Source organism: Phyllobacterium zundukense (assembly GCF_025452195.1).
Taxonomy (GTDB): Bacteria; Pseudomonadota; Alphaproteobacteria; order Rhizobiales; family Rhizobiaceae; genus Phyllobacterium; species Phyllobacterium zundukense_A.
On sequence record NZ_CP104972.1, the window covers coordinates 636322 to 653094 of the forward strand.

At 54.0% G+C, this 16773-nt stretch carries 13 protein-coding genes and 1 pseudogene; 3 read left to right on the forward strand and 11 right to left on the reverse strand.

What is annotated here, in order from left to right; all coding sequences use genetic code 11:
* Nucleotides 1-50: 50 nt before the first annotated feature.
* From mdcE to N8E88_RS10655, 6 genes are all read right to left on the reverse strand, one after another.
* Nucleotides 51-770 carry a biotin-independent malonate decarboxylase subunit gamma gene (gene mdcE / locus N8E88_RS10630; RefSeq protein ID WP_262291711.1) on the reverse strand — a complete coding sequence of 240 codons (720 nt, stop codon included), beginning with the start codon at nt 768-770 and terminating at the stop codon, nt 51-53.
* A complete protein-coding gene (locus N8E88_RS10635) occupies nt 757-1701 on the reverse strand; it encodes a biotin-independent malonate decarboxylase subunit beta (RefSeq protein ID WP_262291712.1) in 945 nt (314 codons plus the stop codon). Before N8E88_RS10635 ends, mdcE begins: the two co-directional genes overlap by 14 nt.
* A complete protein-coding gene (mdcC, locus tag N8E88_RS10640) occupies nt 1698-2015 on the reverse strand; it encodes a malonate decarboxylase acyl carrier protein (protein ID WP_262291713.1) in 318 nt (105 codons plus the stop codon). The genes N8E88_RS10635 and mdcC overlap by 4 nt, the downstream gene beginning before the upstream one ends.
* An 11-nt stretch (nt 2016-2026) precedes the next feature.
* The gene (mdcA, locus tag N8E88_RS10645) at nt 2027-3673 is read right to left on the reverse strand and encodes a malonate decarboxylase subunit alpha (protein WP_262291714.1); all 1647 of its coding nucleotides are present in this window, start codon (nt 3671-3673) and stop codon (nt 2027-2029) included.
* 49 nt (nt 3674-3722) lie between these two features.
* Nucleotides 3723-4496 carry an alpha/beta hydrolase gene (locus tag N8E88_RS10650; protein WP_262291715.1) on the reverse strand — a complete coding sequence of 258 codons (774 nt, stop codon included), beginning with the start codon at nt 4494-4496 and terminating at the stop codon, nt 3723-3725.
* 498 nt (nt 4497-4994) lie between these two features.
* Nucleotides 4995-7952, reverse strand: a complete 2958-nt coding sequence (locus N8E88_RS10655; RefSeq protein ID WP_262291716.1) for an ATP-binding protein — start codon at nt 7950-7952, stop codon at nt 4995-4997.
* A 721-nt stretch (nt 7953-8673) separates the two neighbouring features.
* Here N8E88_RS10655 and N8E88_RS10660 point away from each other — a divergent pair.
* Nucleotides 8674-9594, forward strand: a complete 921-nt coding sequence (locus tag N8E88_RS10660) for a Bug family tripartite tricarboxylate transporter substrate binding protein (protein WP_262291717.1) — start codon at nt 8674-8676, stop codon at nt 9592-9594.
* Nucleotides 9595-9795: 201 nt separating this feature from the next.
* Here N8E88_RS10660 and N8E88_RS10665 read toward each other — a convergent pair.
* From N8E88_RS10665 to N8E88_RS10680, 4 genes and pseudogenes are all read right to left on the reverse strand, one after another.
* Nucleotides 9796-10085 (reverse strand): annotated as a pseudogene (locus N8E88_RS10665) (transposase); the annotation flags it as partial.
* A 41-nt stretch (nt 10086-10126) separates the two neighbouring features.
* Nucleotides 10127-11701 (reverse strand): MDR family MFS transporter, encoded by a 1575-nt coding sequence (locus tag N8E88_RS10670; protein ID WP_262291718.1) that lies wholly within the window; start codon nt 11699-11701, stop codon nt 10127-10129.
* On the reverse strand, nt 11698-12870 hold the full coding sequence (locus N8E88_RS10675; RefSeq protein WP_262291719.1) for an HlyD family secretion protein: 1173 nt from the start codon (nt 12868-12870) through the stop codon (nt 11698-11700). Before N8E88_RS10675 ends, N8E88_RS10670 begins: the two co-directional genes overlap by 4 nt.
* Nucleotides 12871-13199: 329 nt before the next feature.
* Nucleotides 13200-13691 carry a Dps family protein gene (locus N8E88_RS10680; protein WP_262291720.1) on the reverse strand — a complete coding sequence of 164 codons (492 nt, stop codon included), beginning with the start codon at nt 13689-13691 and terminating at the stop codon, nt 13200-13202.
* Between the two features lie 431 nt (nt 13692-14122).
* Here N8E88_RS10680 and N8E88_RS10685 point away from each other — a divergent pair, with 431 nt between their 5' ends.
* Together N8E88_RS10685 and N8E88_RS10690 are read left to right on the forward strand one after the other, a co-directional pair.
* Nucleotides 14123-15376 carry a GGDEF domain-containing protein gene (locus N8E88_RS10685; RefSeq protein WP_410010560.1) on the forward strand — a complete coding sequence of 418 codons (1254 nt, stop codon included), beginning with the start codon at nt 14123-14125 and terminating at the stop codon, nt 15374-15376.
* Between the two features lie 688 nt (nt 15377-16064).
* Nucleotides 16065-16391, forward strand: coding sequence for a hypothetical protein (locus tag N8E88_RS10690; protein ID WP_262291722.1), 327 nt, complete (start codon nt 16065-16067; stop codon nt 16389-16391).
* Between the two features lie 8 nt (nt 16392-16399).
* Here N8E88_RS10690 and N8E88_RS10695 read toward each other — a convergent pair whose 3' ends face one another.
* Nucleotides 16400-16669, reverse strand: coding sequence for a hypothetical protein (locus tag N8E88_RS10695; RefSeq protein ID WP_262291723.1), 270 nt, complete (start codon nt 16667-16669; stop codon nt 16400-16402).
* Nucleotides 16670-16773 lie beyond the last annotated feature (104 nt).

Below are 16773 nucleotides of genomic sequence, written 5' to 3' on the forward strand. Positions count from 1 at the left end.
ACGCGCGACGATCCACGAAAGCCAGGTTGTGGCGTCTCAGCGAACAACTATCAGCGCTGGAGTGCGAGGTCATAGACGCGCTCCGCAATATCGGCCGCCTTTAGCCGTCCGTGGCGCTCCTTGCCAAGCGTGTCACGTCGGTCGCCCGCGTCTGGCGTGTCACTCAACAGTTTTTCCAGTCGATCCGCGAGTGAAGTGCGTTCGTCCCAAGTAAGTTGAACTGCTCCGAGTTGGAAAAGATTTTGCAGCCCGGGGGCAAATACCGGTGTGGACTTGGCCCGTTCTTTCAACATTTCTATCGACAATTTTGTCACTTTGGCCATGGACGGCAGATCCATTACCACAGGTTCGGCACCTGGTAGTGCCACCAGAACACGCGTTGCAAGCGCCGTTGCAAGAAAAGCGCCGGCCGCCGTATGACCATATAAAAGTCCAATGGTCGGGCGGCCGTGCAGGTTGGCATAAATTAGACACTTGGCCAGGTGGGCGAGAAATTCGTTCAGCCCTAGGAGCTCGTCGCGCTTGCTCATTCGTTGGCTGTCACTGTCCACCATGACAAGTATCGGTCCACTGTCTTTTTCGAGAGAATCAAGAACGTATCCGGACAGCCAAATCGCCTCATCAATCCCGACGGCAGTTCGATCGCAAATACCAATGACGAGCGCCTGCCCGCCAGATCGCAACTTGGCCGACCCAGTTATCACGCCTTCTTCTTTTTTCACTGAATGCCCCTGCGGAAACAGTGAGGCAAGGATGTCATCGAGCATCATGATTGATCCTCCCGGCCTTATCGACGAGCTTCTTGAATTCATCGGGTGCCAAACCCGGAACAGTGTCTGGTTGGGGCACAGCTTCTGCTGACCAGACATCAACAGCGTCCAAGCAGGATCCAAAACGTTCCAAACGTTGTTCAAGGCGCGCTTGCTCATTGATCAAGGTGGCGAGGCTGAAATCTGCGACTGATCTAAGTAACTGCATGGCGGTATTTCGAAAATCTTCCACTGTATCTTCGGTGAAGACGTCGGCGCCGCCCAATAAGCGCCTGTGCTTGCCACCCATGGTACGCCAGACCAGCGCCCGATCTCGCGAATCGAACTCCTCGACGCCGCGATTGGTTTCGATGACCTCAGGACCCGAAACCGCAATACGGCCTTGTTCTGATACCGCTAGTGCTGAACAGCAACCAGCTATCAATCCGCCGCCTCCATAGCAGCCGGCACGTCCGCCGATCAGTCCAATAATCTTGGTCCCCGCCGTTCGCGCCTCAATAATGGCACGCATTATCTCGGCAACAGCGACTTCTCCTGCATTGGCCTCCTGCAAGCGTACGCCGCCCGTATCAAACAAAATCAACACTGGTACTGATTTTATGTCCCGCGCCGCGCGAAGCAGACCCGTCAGCTTTGCCCCATGAACTTCGCCGATGGCACCACCCATGAAACGGCCCTCCTGTGCGGCAACAAATACAGGTGATCCGCCAAGTTCGCCGCGCCCAACAATAATTCCATCATCGAACTGCTCGGGGAGATCAAACACTCGCAGATGCGGGCTAATTTCGCGCATTTGCGGTCCGACAAATTCATGTAATGTTTCTGGATCGAGCAGCAGCCGGACCCGTGTTCTGGCCGACGCCTCGTACCAGCTCGTCATCTGGTCGCGATGCTGCAGCATCGATGCCTGCATTTTTGAACCACTGTTCATTGGTCTTTCCCCTCTATCAATCGTACAGCCTGAGCCAGACGCAGCGAAACTGTGTCCGGGCGAGCGCCGCCGTCATTAATGGAGAATCTTAGCCCGCCGGGGGAATAGCGGTCTACAAAGTCGGCGACGACGGCGGCCCACACTTCTCCAAAGCCGTCGACTGCTGTTTTGATTTCCACCAGACATTCGGCATCAGGCATAACCCGCTCAACCAGTACTTCGAGATTGCCCGAAGCCACTACTCCGATGATGGCGATCTTGTTGTCACCGCGGGCACCTTGGCGGACAATATGGCGTAATTGGAAGTTTTCCATCCCTGTTCCTTCTACCAGTTCCGGAACTGCGTGGGCGGCGCATAAAGCCCGCCGGACCAGTGGACAAGGTCCTTCATCGACCGCGCTGCCAGCATATTTCTATCTGCGTCTAGGGGGTCGATGTCCAAATCTTCGGGTCGGCATATTACACGCCGCTCACGCAATTGTTTGACCAGATTCAAATCCCGCGCTCGCCCGACGTCTGTGTATCCTGCCACGCCTCGAATAGCCTGTTCGCGTTCGTTCGCATCTCGGCATAACAGCAGATTTGCAATACCCTCTTCTGTGATTATATGGGTGACGTCGTCGCCGTAAATCATCACCGGCGCTAGTTCGAGTTTCAGCTTTTCGGCAAGAGCCAGTGCATCAAGCTTCTCGACAAATAGAGGTATGTTTTTGTCGCCGAAGGTTTCGCCGATCTGTACGACGAGCTTGCGCCCGCGACGCAGTGGGGCCACCCCGCCGGGATCTGCTTCAAGACCAGCCTGCAGCCAAGGTTGGCTTGGATGGCGCCTACCACGAGCATCGGATCCCATGTTCGGCGCGCCTCCAAATCCTGCAATGCGCGACGTCGTGACGGTGGAAGAGTTCCCTTGGAGATCGATCTGTAAGGTGGAACCTATGAACATATCGCATGCGTAGAGACCAGCAACTTGGCAAAATGCACGGTTAGATCGCAGTGAACCATCCGGCCCGGTAAAATAGACGTCGGGTCGAGCACGGATATAGCTATCCATGCCAACTTCGGAACCGAAGGAGTGAATTTGCTTTACCCAGCCAGACTCAATAGCAGGAATAAGCGCTGGATGAGGATTCAATGCAAATTGGCTGGCAACCTTACCCCTCAATCCTAGTTTTTCACCATATGTCGGCAATAAAAGCTCAATGGCCGCAGTGCTAAAGCCGATTCCATGGTTAAGTCTGCGGACGCCATATGGCGCATAGACCCCTTTTATTGCGAGCATGGCCGTCAGAATTTGCGTCTCGGTAATAGCGGCGGGATCGCGCGTAAAAAGAGGTTCTACGAAAAATGGCTTGCCTGCTTTAACGATGAAGTGCACCCGGTCTGAAGGGATGTCGACACGTGGCACATGATCAACAATCTCGTTGACCTGAGCAAAGACTATACCGTCTTTGAAAGTCGTAGCTTCCACTACAGTCGGTGTATCCTCCGTATTTGGCCCCGTATAGAGATTGCCATCATGATCGGCGCTAACGGCTGCGATCAACGCAACATTCGGCGTCAAATCTATGAAATAGCGTGCGAACAACTCTAGATAGGTATGGACCGCACCTAACTCTATCTTCCCGCCAAATAGCATCGTTGCGATACGCGCTGACTGAGGCCCGGAATATGCGTAATCAAGTTTCTTGGCCACGCCTCGTTCAAAGATGTCGAGGTGTTCCGACAACACGATTCCGGATTGAACCATGTGCAAATTGTTCACTTTGGCAACATCGACGGCGAGAAGTGCAGCGCTCAGCAAATCCGCCTGCTTCTGATTGTCACCTTCCAGACAGACGCGATCGCCCGGCCTTATGATAGCTTCCATCAGCCGGGTGACGTCAGCCTCCGCTACAAATTTGCCTTGAGCCAGTTTCGCGCCGGCCTCTATCCGGGCATTGCGCGATTCCCGACCATGCTGCCAATTCGCCATGATCTGCACTCCGTCAAAACATGTCAGCTCAGATGCATCGGTGCACTCGCTATTCGCGAGCTTTTTCAGCAGCGTCCTTTATAACCGCCGCGACCTCTCTCGGATGGGATGCATAAACGGAGTGACTGGCGCCTTTGATTTCAATCGTATGGCTCTTGGCCCGAGCATAGTACCAACGTTCCAGATCGGGATTGATGATCTGGTCGCTACCAGCAACGATCCCCCAGCTTGGCTTCGTCTTCCAAGCGGCCGCCGTCAAGGGGGTGGTGAAAACACTGGCCGCGGCCATGACCTGTGACTTGGCAGCGAATTCCGCCTGCTCACGAGGCAAATCAGGTGCGAACAGTTTGAGAAAGTCTGACAGTTTAAGGTAGGTGTAAGCATCAGGCGTTTTGAGGATCGCGCCGTTTGTCTTGGCAAGAATGCTGGGCGTTTTTTTACCGAGAGTTCCCTCGTCTTCACCGACGTCCGGGGCGTGCGCTGCGACATAAACCAGACCAGCAACCTTTGGATGGACTCCCGCTTCGGTGATAATCGAGCCACCATAGCTGTGGCCGACGAGAAGTGTGGGCCCATCCTGAAGGTCCAGTACTCGCTTCGCCGCAACAACGTCTTCCGGGAATGACGTTTCAGGTTCCTGGACCATTGTGACGTTAAAGCCGTCCTTGGTGAGGATTTCATAGACGGGCTTCCAGCCCGACGCGTCTACCCAGGCACCGTGAACCAACACGATGTTCTTTAGAGGCTCGGCGCTCGCCGGGACCAGTGTGGAGACTAGATAAAGAGCTACCGCAGTGGCGAACGAGGCTTTAAGGTTTCGCATGTTCATTCTCCTTTTAATTGCACGGGATTGCTGAGCCTGAAGGTCTGCTCAGAATTATGCTAAAGCCAGTTATGCGATGTAAATTTTTGTAAATCGGGCATTGATCCTCAAGTTCAACGCCCTATCCCTCGAAGGCCAATCCGGATTCCTCGTGCCGTCTCCTGCGGGTTGATCACTCCCGTATCGAGGCGCCTATGCCATGGAATTTTGAAAAGTGATGGCCTGGGTTCACCGGCTACAGCGGATGGGCAATTCCCGCAGATAGGTCAGCCGCGTGTTGCTTCACCCTGCCAATTAGCGACGGTCCGCATAATACAAATTGGCCACCTTGTTGCAGGAACTGAATCCGAAACAATTGGCGCTGATGGTTTATCGACGCCGCCCAAGTCGACTTATTTGCCATGAGCGACGGCACTTGATCGTGTACATCAGAGGCCTTTGAGCGTAGGGCGCAATAGTAGTTCGAGCCGGTCCCGGTCGCGCGATCAAAGGTCCGTCTCAGTTGGCCGAGCCCAGTTGGTCCAGAAGCTTACGCGCAGCAACAAGATCTTGTGTTTTAAATCCCTCTGTAAATCGCCAATAAATACCTTCGAGCATCGAACGGGCGACGTCACTTTTCCCTTGGTCCCTCCACATACGAGCCAGAGGGATAGCGGCTTTCAATTCCCAGCTCAGCGCAGATTTCTTCCGCGCCGCATCCATCGCTTCTAGCAGAGACTTTTGAGCTGCCAGATAGTCTGGACGATGTTGTCCCAGCAGAATCTGGCCGCGGGCCCGCAGCAGGTCAGGGTACCACAATGTCCCGCTGGACCGCTGCGCCTGCGTCAGCGCTTCGTTAATTGTCTTGAGCGCCTCGTCGTGCCGGCCCAATAGAGCTAGCCCTTCAGCAAGTGCTCGCAACGTCGCCAAAGTCACTGTATTGGACTGATTGGCTGCCAACGCTTTCAGGGCGTGCCGAAGAATTTCTACTCCCGACGAGGCATCGCCGCTGACGATCATGAGTTCGCCCCTTAACGCAAGGCCGGCCGCGTAGTAGGGAGCGAGCGAGTATTTTTGCGCGTGCGCAATTGCGTTTTCCGTGTGTGCTACTGCATCTTTGATATTGCCGCTCCAATGCAAAACGGGGATGGAGTAGAGAACGGTAATGCTGTCCAAGATGGGATCATTGAAATCCGGTGACTCCTTAAGTCTCTGATCCTGTAACTCCTTGATCCCTTGAAATGCAATCTGGCAGCCCTGATCGGCAAAACCACAAAGCCATAGGGTCCGTGCTAGGGTTCCCAGGCGACGTACGTAGTGGTGGTAGCGAAAAAAGCTCACCCGTTCCGCCGGTCGGTAGCGAAAAAAGCTCCGACGACCCGGCAAAAAAGACATCAGCTCCATTCCACGCTTGCAATGCTGCAACGCGGTCGCCTGATCGCCCGCCCAGTGATGCGCGGTGCTTAACATCCATGCGATCATGGCGCTTTGGTCCGTCCGTCCGATTGCTTTGACAATCTCGGCCCCTTGCTCGGCGGCGGTCAAGGCCCCGTTAAAGTCACCGCGACGCGTCAGAAAAAGGTTCAGCCCACAAAACAGGTCGGCTTGATGCTCTCTGGCGCCCAGGCTCTCTGCGAGCTCCAGGCCTCGCTCAATGGCCGCCCTAACCTCCTCTGTGTTGCCGAGTGTGTACATGATTGACATCGCTAGAGCTTCCTGCAACGCGAGCTCGAGTAACGAACCGCGATCCCCGTCGGGCAACGCACCCAATGCCTTCCTGCACCATTGCTGGCACTCCTCGAGCAGTGAAATACGTAAGAGCAGACCTGCTGCATGGGCGACAAGCTCCACGCCGATGGATAGATCGCCCGAATCTGAAAAACTCCACGCGAGCGCCTTGCGGATGTTGCTTAGTTGGACAGCATACGTGCTGATTTCGGTGTCGGACAATGCCCAGCTTTTAGCCGCGGCCACCTCGAGAACATTGGCATAATGGCGGGCATGGCGTTTTGCTACCACTTCTGCTTCCCCACCTTCCATAAGCTTAACCACAGCATATGCGCGCGTTGTATCCGATAGGCGATAACTGGCGGGGCTGATTGTCGATGAGATCCAGATGAGAGACTTATCCACCAAGCTGGCAATCGTGTTACTGACCGTTTGTGTCTCTCCACTGGCGAACGCTGCGACTGAATGAGCAGCTGATAGATCGAACTGGCCGACGAATACTGACAACCTCAATAGAACTTGCTGTTCATCTGGCAGTAGAAGCCTGAAGCTCCAGTCAACCATGGCCCGCAGCGTTTGATGCCGAGACAAGGCGTCCCGCCTGCCCTGCATTGTTAACTCAGCCCCTATATCAAGGAGCTCTGCTGTCCCTCGAATACCGTAGGTGCCTACACGGCTAGCTACAAGTTCGATGGCCAACGGTACCCCATCGAGCCGGCGACAGATGTTCGCTACGATCGGCGCATCTCTATCGCTGAGTTCGGCCAGATATCCGCTAGAACTCGCGCGCTCCACAAAAAGCTGTACGGCCGACGACGCGAGGGCCCGAGCAGAAGATGGTGTTTCAACGTCGGGACTGTCGAGAGGCAGGAGCAGATGCACATTTTCGCCGGCGACGCGCAACGCCTCGCGGCTGGTCGCCAACAAATGTACCGACGGCGCAGCGTGAAAGAGGCGTTCAGCGAGAGATGCGACGGCCTCTATTACATGTTCGCAGTTGTCGAGGACGATCAGCATCCGCTTCTGGGCCACAAATGCGCGTATGTATGGTTCAGGATCAGGCCCTTGGACTACGCAGCCAAGCGCCGATGCGAGGGCCGCGGGAATGACTGCTGGATCGGTAAGCAAACCGACGTCGAAAAAACAAATCGCATCTTCGCCGAAATCTTTGCACAGCGTATTGGCGACTGCCACGGCAACGGTGGTCTTTCCCATTCCACCCGGCCCCACAACGCTGACAAAGCGCCGCGTCAATAAGAGCAACGATAGAACATCAACAGTTTCATTCCGGCCGACCATATTTCGCGACACCGCTGGGAGGTTCAAAGCTCCGGGAGTGCTATTCGTTGAAACATGCCGGATCGGTGCGACAAAACTGTAGCCACGGCCAGCAACGTTCACCACGTACCGGACGCCGTCTCTTCCTTCTCCCAGCGCCTTACGAAGCGTGGTGACGCACACGCGAACATTGGCTTCTACAACAAACACATCCGGCCAGACAAGTTTGAGAAGCTCGGTCACACTGACGACCTGTCCTGGGCGACTCGTCAAGACAATTAGGAGATCAAGAGCTCGGCCGCCTATAGCTACAGGAACGTTGTCCTTGACCAGCAATCGCTCGCTGGCGTTTAAGCGGAAAGGGCCAAAATATATTCCTTCATCGCCACCCGATTGGGCAGCGTTGGCCGCAACAGCCCCCGAGCTGGACGGCCGTGTGCTCGGGCGCAGCGACGCTCGATTATTTGGCATCCCCTAGGACCTATAACGTACCAAGACTAACCCTTTCTCCAATTCCGCAAAAACCCCCGACCAATAGCACAGCGCTTTAGCACAAGGAGCGTCGATTTATGATCGGCCGTTTTTCCTCTGCGCATAACCCGATAAGTCGGATGATCTTCTCCGCGCGCACCGATATACGATGATCAAATCGTCGCAAATGTACCTTCGGATGCGCCCGGACACGCTAGCCTCCAAGGTGAGTAAACTTAAGACTCTTCGTTTGGAGCCACAAGTTCTTATTTGAGGCGCCGAGCCGTAAGCTTAGCGGACAAACGGATATAACATACTTGTACCGGCCTAATCGGCCAGCCCACTGCAGGGCCACCGAGTTCAACCAGCTTGACGATCCGCCGTTATGCCACCAAACACTATTGGTAATAGAAGCGGGCAATACAGCGCGAATAAATGCTCTCTCAGCTGTACAAATCAACTTGGCGTCTTCGCCGGGCCAAGGAATCAAAGTTGAGCCTAAGTTGACACTCGGTCAATATTGCACCAGTTTGCGGCAGCTCATCGCACGGTCATAGGAGCTGGAGGCATTTGGGGTGGAACTCCTTCTTGCCTTGCGACATGAATCAGGGAGGTATTAATGTTTCCCCGAGCTTGGTTTGGGCACTGCCTCCGGCCCAGCCGGTTCGCGGTGGCCGCATTGATCATACACCTTTCTGCTGGGTTGCTGGGCACCTGTGGGTTGACCCAACCAGCCATCGCTCAGAGTGCGGACTATCCAAACCGTCTTGTGCGTATTGTTCTGCCGTTCCCGCCCGGCACGTCCAACGACCTGGCGATACGAATGCTTGCCGAGAGGCTGTCGAAGCAATGGGGTCAACCCGTAGTCGTGGAAAATAGACCTGGCGCCTCGTCAATCATCGGGACCGTTGTGGTAGTGAAGGCGCCCGCGGATGGCTACACACTGCTGGCGACGATTTCGCTACTCGCCCAGAATCATACGCTCATAAGGAATCTACCCTATGACGCGCTTCGTGACCTGGTGCCCGTCACGGAGTTGAACCGCCAACAATTGGCCGTATATGTCCGCGACGATTCTCCCTTCTACAGCGTCGCAGATCTTCTTTCGCATGCTAGGACGCATCCTGGCGAACTTAAATTTGCCACTTGGGGTGTTGGCTCGACTGCACACCTGATGATCGAAAAAATCCGCCTCGACAAGAGCGCAGTGATGACGCACGTCCCCTACAAGGGCGGCACGGATATAGTCAGAGCGGTTCTATCCGATGAGGTGGATGTGGGTGCCGGTGACTTGCGTATCGCGAGCCGGTCCCGTCTAAGAGTAATCGCTGTAACCGGCCCATCCCGCTTGATTGCATTACCGCAAGTGGGCACACTTGCAGAGGCGGGAGTTGACGGATTTGGAGACTACAGTTGGTTTGGCCTATTCGCCCCGGCAGGTACGCCGCCGGAAATTGTCCGGAAGATCTCGGATTCTATCAACCGGGTGCAGTCCGATCCGACGCTCGCCAAGCGGCTCACAGATGACATGTTGGCCACACCAACTTTCACAACGCCCGAGGAGTTCTCAAAGATTTTTCAGGAGAGCGTTAACACTTGGGCATCCTTCATCAAGGCTACAGGCGTCGCCACTGATCAATAACGAATTGGGCGCAGATCGTGAAACAATATACCTCGCGGTTTGGCGTCAGCGAATGATCGAATCCATAGTTGTACTGGTCGCCTGTCGATGCCATCCGTGTTCTCATCGGCAGCTGCCGAGTGGATTGAACGTTTGATGATAGTGTTCCAAGGCGGACGATGGGAGAGACGTATGAATCCAGGCTCTCGAATCTGGCTCAGGCCACGCCAGTGGATGGACTTGATTAATCTTTGCGGTCTGAACGAGCATCGCAATCGTGGACCAGTTCGTCCACCACCAGCACTGCCGGCGAAAAGAGCATTTTTTCGGACGATATCTTGGGCTGGATTGCCCGCTCGACGATATAGGGATCGATTTCGATGTGACCGTCAGCCAGGAAGCGCTCGAAGGCCGTGCGCCGCCGCGCAAGTGCATCGCGAAGGCATCGGCGAGTTTGACTTGCCGGAGATGCGCGGCAGTGTGTCCTTCCAGAGTTTGAAGAGATCTGTGACGGACAAGAGCAGGTCCCTGGCGCGCGTGGTCCGTCTGTTGCCTAACTTCTCAATCGACGCACGGTAGGATCTCCTTTTGTGAATGCGATTGATGTCGCCGCGATCAACAAGATTGCCCCAAGCGCCAGAAAAGTATCTGAGAAGGCCATTATTAGTGCTTGTTGCGAAATCTCGTCGGCCAGCGCTTTCAGTGCCAGACCCTCCGATAAGCTCTCACTACTGGTTCCGCGAGATCTGAAATAGCGTTTGAGGCTCCGTAGCTGCTCCTGTGAGGCGACGCTGTATTCCGTGACCGATTGGCCAATTATATTGGAATGAAATTTTTCGCGTTGCGTTATAAAGGTCGCCAGGGCAGCGGTTCCGATTGCACCGCCGAGACTGCGAAGCATATTGAAAATTCCTGATGCACCTGCCGATTCCGATTGGCTTATCCCGACCATGGCGATACCGGTCAAAGGGGCCAGCACTACAGCTTGACCCATCGCGCGCACAAGGTTTGAGACTTCAAACTGTGGCCCGGAAAAGTTAGCGCTCATATGGATATTCATGAAGCAGCTTGTCGCAAAGATGCACAATCCCACGAAGACAATGAGTCGAGCGTCGACATATTTCTGAAGTATCGGTACGAATGGAATAAGGAGAAGTTGAGGGAAACCGATCCAGGCCAGGGTCAACCCAATTTGTTCAGCGTCATAACCTTGAACTTGTCCGAGATATGTCGGAAGGACATATACTGACCCATAAAGAGCGAAGCCCACCAATACATTTACCAACGTGCCCAGCCCGAAATTGCGACGGGCAAGCAGTCTTAACGGTAGCAGTGGCTTAGCGATAGTAAGATCGATGATTATGAAAAGGATCAGAAATACAGCCGCAACACAGGCAAGCTTAATGATGTAATCGGAGTCGAACCAGCCATATTGGTTTCCCTCATCCAGAAAAGTTTGGAACGCTGCTAGCCCCACTGCCATGCAACCGACACTTAACCAAGCTCCCTCCTTGAGTAGACCGAGGTTTAAGGGTTGCCGATCCAGACTACCATACAGTAGCAATATCATCAGGGAACCTGGTATCACGTTTATGAAGAATACATACTGCCACCCAAAATTATCAGTCAGGTATCCGCCGATGGTGGGTCCCACTGCCGGTGCAAAAGTAGCTGTCATTGCGAAAATCGCGATTCCGATCGGACGTTGGCTGCGAGGAAGTTGTGTCAGTACAAGCGTAAATGCCATCGGAATCATCACGCCTCCAGTAAACCCCTGCAATGCCCTCATAAAAATCATCTGGGTCAAATTCTCAGCAAAAGCGCAGCCAACTGAAAACACCAAGAAAAGACAGGCATTTGTCAACAACAAGCGCCTGAAAGAGAATACCCGGCTCAGGTAATCGGTCAGCGGTATCATTATGATCTCGCCTATAAGGTATGACGTGGAGATCCATGTCCCGTTGCTGGACCCAGTGCCGATGCCCCCCTCGATATCGGGAAGAGAGGCGTTGGTAATTTGGATATCTAGAACCGCCATAAACGCCCCAATAATGCCGCCGAGAACGGCGACCCAGGTCCTGAGGCTGGCACGCTGATTCAATTCCGTTATGACCACGGCCTCAGTCATGGTACGGTGTGGTTTGGTGACTGTCCGGCAGACTCCGTTGTTGTCGGGGTCGTGCGGGTATCTATGGTCGCTGTCACGGACATGCCAGGCTTCAACCTTCCAGCTAGGGGATTGCTGCGATCGAGAGTGATCCGAACGGGAATTCGTTGAACAATCTTCGTGAAATTCCCTGTGGCGTTATCGGGCGGAAGAAGTGCAAATTCCTCGCCGCTGGCAGGTGCCATACTGTCAACATATCCAACAATGCGAGCGTCCGGAAATGTGTCGATCCGCGCAGTAACCGTTTGTCCCACGCGTACGTCTGAAAGCTGGGTCTCTTCGAAGTTCGCAACAATGTAAGTAGATTCTAACGGAACAATCGCCATAAGCCCCGTGCCAGGTTGCACAAACTCCCCCGGCCGGAGCGTCCGCTCTCCTACAACACCGGCGATAGGTGAAGTTATTACAGTATAGCCTAAGTTCAACTCTGCTTGGTCCTGAGCTGCTTTCGTTTGCGCCAAGACAGCATTCGCTTTACCTAGTTCTGCGTTGAGAGTTGCGACCTGTTTCTGAGCAACTAGCAGTGCAGCCTCGTCACGGATTATTGTTGATTTTGCAGCTTGATCCTGCGCGTGAGCCTGCTGTGCGTTTTGCTCATTGCCGTATCCGGAGGTCGCCAATGTACCATAACGCTGGTCGTTTTGGCTGTCGAAAGTTTCCGTTGCCTTATCAACGTTGGTGGTTGCTCCAGCCTCCTGAATGGCAGATTGTTGTTGGTCCAACCTAGCTTCTATGTCAGTAATAGACGCTTGGGCCTCTGCAACTGCGGCAATCGCTTGATCGACGGCCGCGCGATAAGTTCGGTCGTCCAGTTTGGCCAGCAATTGTCCAGATTTCACCGCCTGGTTATCAGTAACCAACACCTCTCTGATGTAGCCTTCCACCTGTGGTGCAATTGGAACAACGTCAGCTTGAATGTACGCGTCGTCTGTTGACACGAGAAATCGACCGACCGAAACATAGTTTATGACAAAGTAGGTTCCCGCGGCGGCAACGACAGGGACAACCAAGCAAAGTAGGCCGATGCGTATGAGGCGACCTTTTTTGCTCGAGCCGACTGCAGAACGAGTTGTCGCCAAGTCTACCGCGGCTTGCTCGTCATTTTGGGTCGATGTTTCACCGGAAGTCACTGTGGCCTCCTGACGTTAAAACGTACACTCAAATTGGTCTTGTGCTGAAAGAACCGGGCTGGCTGGTTCATGATCTGCTGGCGCCTCGAACACTCCCCCAGTGGGATTGAAGCTTCGAGCATTCGAATGAGAGCTCTTCTCTGGCGTCCCCCGCCTAAGAATGAACGTTGTGACCCGCCCATCGCTGCCGCAAGTCGGCTCGTGCGGAGGGCTTAACGGATTTGGAGACCACGGGTGGTTCGGCCTATCTGCCCGGCCGGTACGATGCCAAACGGCAGGCTTCCATCCGTCACAACGCGCTGGTGCTCCAGGCGAACCATCGATCATCCCTATCGCCGGCAAGTCTCGAATAGGAACCAGGCTCGCCGTTCCGTCGCATCTATCCAGTTTTCAATTAGGCTGGTTGTGGCAACATCATTATATTCTTCTGCAGTCGCGTGGGTCGCCCGTAAGGAGCGGGCAAGCTGGCGATTGTCGTCGCCCAACTCTGCAACCATATCCTCGGGCGTTACAAAATCTGCGTCATTGTCCAGAATGCGCTGCAACCGTGCGATGTGTCCTATCGAACGAATTGTCGCTCCGCCCACCTTGCGGGCTCGCTCGGCAATCGCATCAGTCATGGCGAAAATCTGGTCGCCCTGTTCATCAAGCAACACATGATAATCTCGGAAATGAGGACCTGACATGTGCCAATGGAAATTTTTGGTCTTGATGTACAGAGCAAACGCGTCGGCAAGAAGCTTTGTCAACGCTGTTGCAATGTCCTTCGAAGCGTCTTCACCAAGTTCGGTTGGTGTACGCAATGCTGCGTTAGTGATCATGTCCGCTACTCCTCGATTCTAAAGACAGGTTATTGGGCGGGCCTAGATTTTATAGGCGTATGCTCTGCTCAGAATTGCGAAAAAACCAGTTTTAAGATGTAAATCGTTATAAATCGCCGCCACAAACTCCTTCTGTCTGCAAAACACATATCTGAAGGGCTAAAGCGGCTCCGATTTGTCCCGTTAACCTAGCTGGTCCCATGGGATGAACACAGCCAGAAGCTCATATCGTTTCGCGAGGCTGCCAGTATGGGAACGGCCGCTTGAAGGCGATACCCCGCTGAAATTCGGGTACCTTACCGAACGACCAACTTGACCTTCAAGAGATGAGCTTCATGATCGCACAAATTTAAGGTCCAGGAGCGAGCCAGTCTGATCTTTCTGATTTGTACCGTCCTTGCCTTCAACGAAATATCCTATAACTGTCACGGATGGATATTCGGGAGGAAACAGTTTCAGCTGCGCTTAAGCCATTCGATGTGCAAAATGATCCTTTGATTATGGCTGAAGTCGAGCGGCTTCTGGGCGGCCGTACCCGCGACATTCGCCTCAAAGGCAAAATTAGTCGCGTGTTTCGGGACCGAATCTGGTCACAAACTGCCAAGATTATCCGCGCCTGGATGATATGGGTGGCCCTGCTGGACGTGTTGACGCTGGCGCTCAACCTGCTCATGCTTCCACGAGACGTGGCGCTGTCCATGCTCTTGCCTGGCTCATTTCTCCCGCCAGTCGCACTGGGCGTCGCCTTTGTCTGGCGCAAACCTCGCGCGCACTGGCTGCAGGCGGCCGTTTTGATAGTGGGCATATTTCTTATCCTCCTATCCATTGCATTGGTGGGCAGGAGCGCGGGAGGAGAATTCTACGAACGGCATTTGAATATTATGCTGTTCGTGGCGATCACAGCGATCATCATCTTCGCAATTCCGCTTTCTTCTACGATAACGATCGCGGGTTTTGCGCTTGCCCTTTATCTTGTTTTTCAGTTGCAGAATCCAAACCTCGAAATTGCGAGCAGTCTGGGTGCCACGTTGTTTTTTGCAATCGGTATCATCGCGACGATTGTCGCACGACGGACAATGACCATCCTGGCCCAGAAGACTTTTCTTCTTGAGCTCAGAGACAGGCGGCGAGTCAACCAACTCGCAGAGGCCAATGCCCGGCTTGAGCATCTTGCAAGGACTGACCCCTTAACCGGAATTGCTAACCGACGCTGGATGATGGAAACGCTTGATCAACTCTGGAGCCGTAGCAGGAAATACAGTGGGCAGGTTGCAATGCTGATGTGCGACATCGATGACTTCAAGAACCTTAATGATAGGCTCGGTCATGCCGAGGGCGACCGCTGTCTTATCAAGGTGGCCGGTATTATTCAAAGCCACATGAGACGAGAGCGCGATCATGTCGCTCGCTACGGGGGCGAGGAATTTCTTGTCGTTCTTCCGGAGATGGAAGAACGCGAAGCCTCCGCGCTGGCTGAACGTATTCGAGAGAGCATTGAGGCTGCCGCCCTTTCAAATCCTTCAACCAGCGTCTCCAATTGCGTCACGCTCAGCATCGGCGTTGCGGTTCAGGCACTTGGCGATAGCATCTCGCCGGAACAGCTTCAGCGCCGGGCAGACATGGCTCTTTATCGTGCCAAACAGACCGGTCGCAACCGAGTGGAACTCCACAAACCGGGTGACTGACTTTCAGCGGTCGCCATCATGGCCGCCGGTAGTCCCCGCGCCGGTTCTGGCCTGAAGAACACTTCTGTTCACAAAAGGCCTTCGGGAGGGTCGGGCTTTGCGGTGATGTCATTTTGTTTGCTCGCGCTCAGCTTCTTCAAGGCGTCGCAGAAATTCTCTGAATCTCTCATCGTCGGCTCGAGGCTTGTGATACGACCGCAATGCTTCACCGTACTCCGGCCGCTTTAGTTGCCAGTCGATAATTCGCGCACCTTTGGGCTTTTCTTCGTCACTGAATTTCATTGTCCCTTGGTCTCTCAACCGTTGTGTGGAGCGTTGGTTCCCGTGTCGAAACTGCAACCATCGGGATTGGTTCATGAAATCGCTTTGCATTGACTCACTCCGTCTTCTGGCGGACATTATCAAAGTCGCCAGGCATGTAACGGCCGCTGGCGTTTGAGAGATGGAACGTGCTCCCGCCTATAATGGGGTACGATCATGACCTTTCAATCACTCACATCCGTTGCTGAAAACGTATATAGCCAAGAGGATTGGCGCGTGATGTCCGACGCATACGCCAGGGCAGCAGCAATGCTGGGACGTTCACCTCGGACCGATCCGCACGCGCAACGCCTGGCGCGGGAGGTCATGCGCCTTTTCAACAACGGAAAACGCGACATCCAGTTGATTACCTCTCTGGCAGTCATCAATGAGCAGACAATCGGGTCCGAAACCGAGCAAGGGCGTCGCCGGCACAGCACTCACCTATCGCATTCAGCATCACCTGGCTCCATATCTGAGAAACATCATGGGTAGCAATGTGCCGCAACGCCTGGATCACAAGCTGGACTGCAAGGCTTGCGGTACGATCTATTTGGAAATTCCTGAGAACGTTCAGAGCCACACTCCAATTTACTGCAGCTCATGCGGAGAGCTCCTTGGCCGTTGGGATGAGCTCGAACTCGATTTTAACCAGCAAGGTGGCCAGAACGGCATCTTTGAAATGCATGACGGTCAAATCATACGCAAGGCATGACATCACCATCAGCCAAGATCCCCGTGTTTGCGCCGCAGGTATTCCCTAAAATCAGAGATAGCCATGGCCATGGCCGGTTTAGGTGTCCCTTGATCTGCGAAATATGCAGCCTGCGAGTCCATCAACCATTGCGACGCATCGTAGAGAATTGGAAATTCCCTTCCGCACCACCACTTCAAATCACCGATGTTCATACTGGCAAGCTGATAGGCACGAGCCTGTTCAAAAACATCGGGGAACCATCGACGTACGAGCCACAGTTTCAATGACAGGATCATCAGCTACCTCGATTCTATCGCCTGACAGGTTGTTCCAAGCATTGACTTCGCACGTGCTACTTAAACCTCCAGCACAAGCGTCATGAAGTAAGTCGGGCGCGCAA

What these genes read in the sequence shown, in the direction of transcription:
- mdcE (WP_262291711.1), bottom strand. Translation starts at nt 770, where the DNA reads ATGATGCTCGATGACATCCTTGCCTCACTGTTTCCGCAGGGGCATTCA.
- N8E88_RS10635 (WP_262291712.1), bottom strand. Translation starts at nt 1,701, where the DNA reads ATGAACAGTGGTTCAAAAATGCAGGCATCGATGCTGCAGCATCGCGAC.
- mdcC (WP_262291713.1), bottom strand. Translation starts at nt 2,015, where the DNA reads ATGGAAAACTTCCAATTACGCCATATTGTCCGCCAAGGTGCCCGCGGT.
- mdcA (WP_262291714.1), bottom strand. Translation starts at nt 3,673, where the DNA reads ATGGCGAATTGGCAGCATGGTCGGGAATCGCGCAATGCCCGGATAGAG.
- N8E88_RS10650 (WP_262291715.1), bottom strand. Translation starts at nt 4,496, where the DNA reads ATGCGAAACCTTAAAGCCTCGTTCGCCACTGCGGTAGCTCTTTATCTA.
- N8E88_RS10655 (WP_262291716.1), bottom strand. Translation starts at nt 7,952, where the DNA reads ATGCCAAATAATCGAGCGTCGCTGCGCCCGAGCACACGGCCGTCCAGC.
- N8E88_RS10670 (WP_262291718.1), bottom strand. Translation starts at nt 11,701, where the DNA reads ATGACTGAGGCCGTGGTCATAACGGAATTGAATCAGCGTGCCAGCCTC.
- N8E88_RS10680 (WP_262291720.1), bottom strand. Translation starts at nt 13,691, where the DNA reads ATGATCACTAACGCAGCATTGCGTACACCAACCGAACTTGGTGAAGAC.
- N8E88_RS10685 (WP_410010560.1), top strand. Translation starts at nt 14,123, where the DNA reads ATGGATATTCGGGAGGAAACAGTTTCAGCTGCGCTTAAGCCATTCGAT.
- N8E88_RS10690 (WP_262291722.1), top strand. Translation starts at nt 16,065, where the DNA reads ATGAGCAGACAATCGGGTCCGAAACCGAGCAAGGGCGTCGCCGGCACA.
- N8E88_RS10695 (WP_262291723.1), bottom strand. Translation starts at nt 16,669, where the DNA reads ATGATCCTGTCATTGAAACTGTGGCTCGTACGTCGATGGTTCCCCGAT.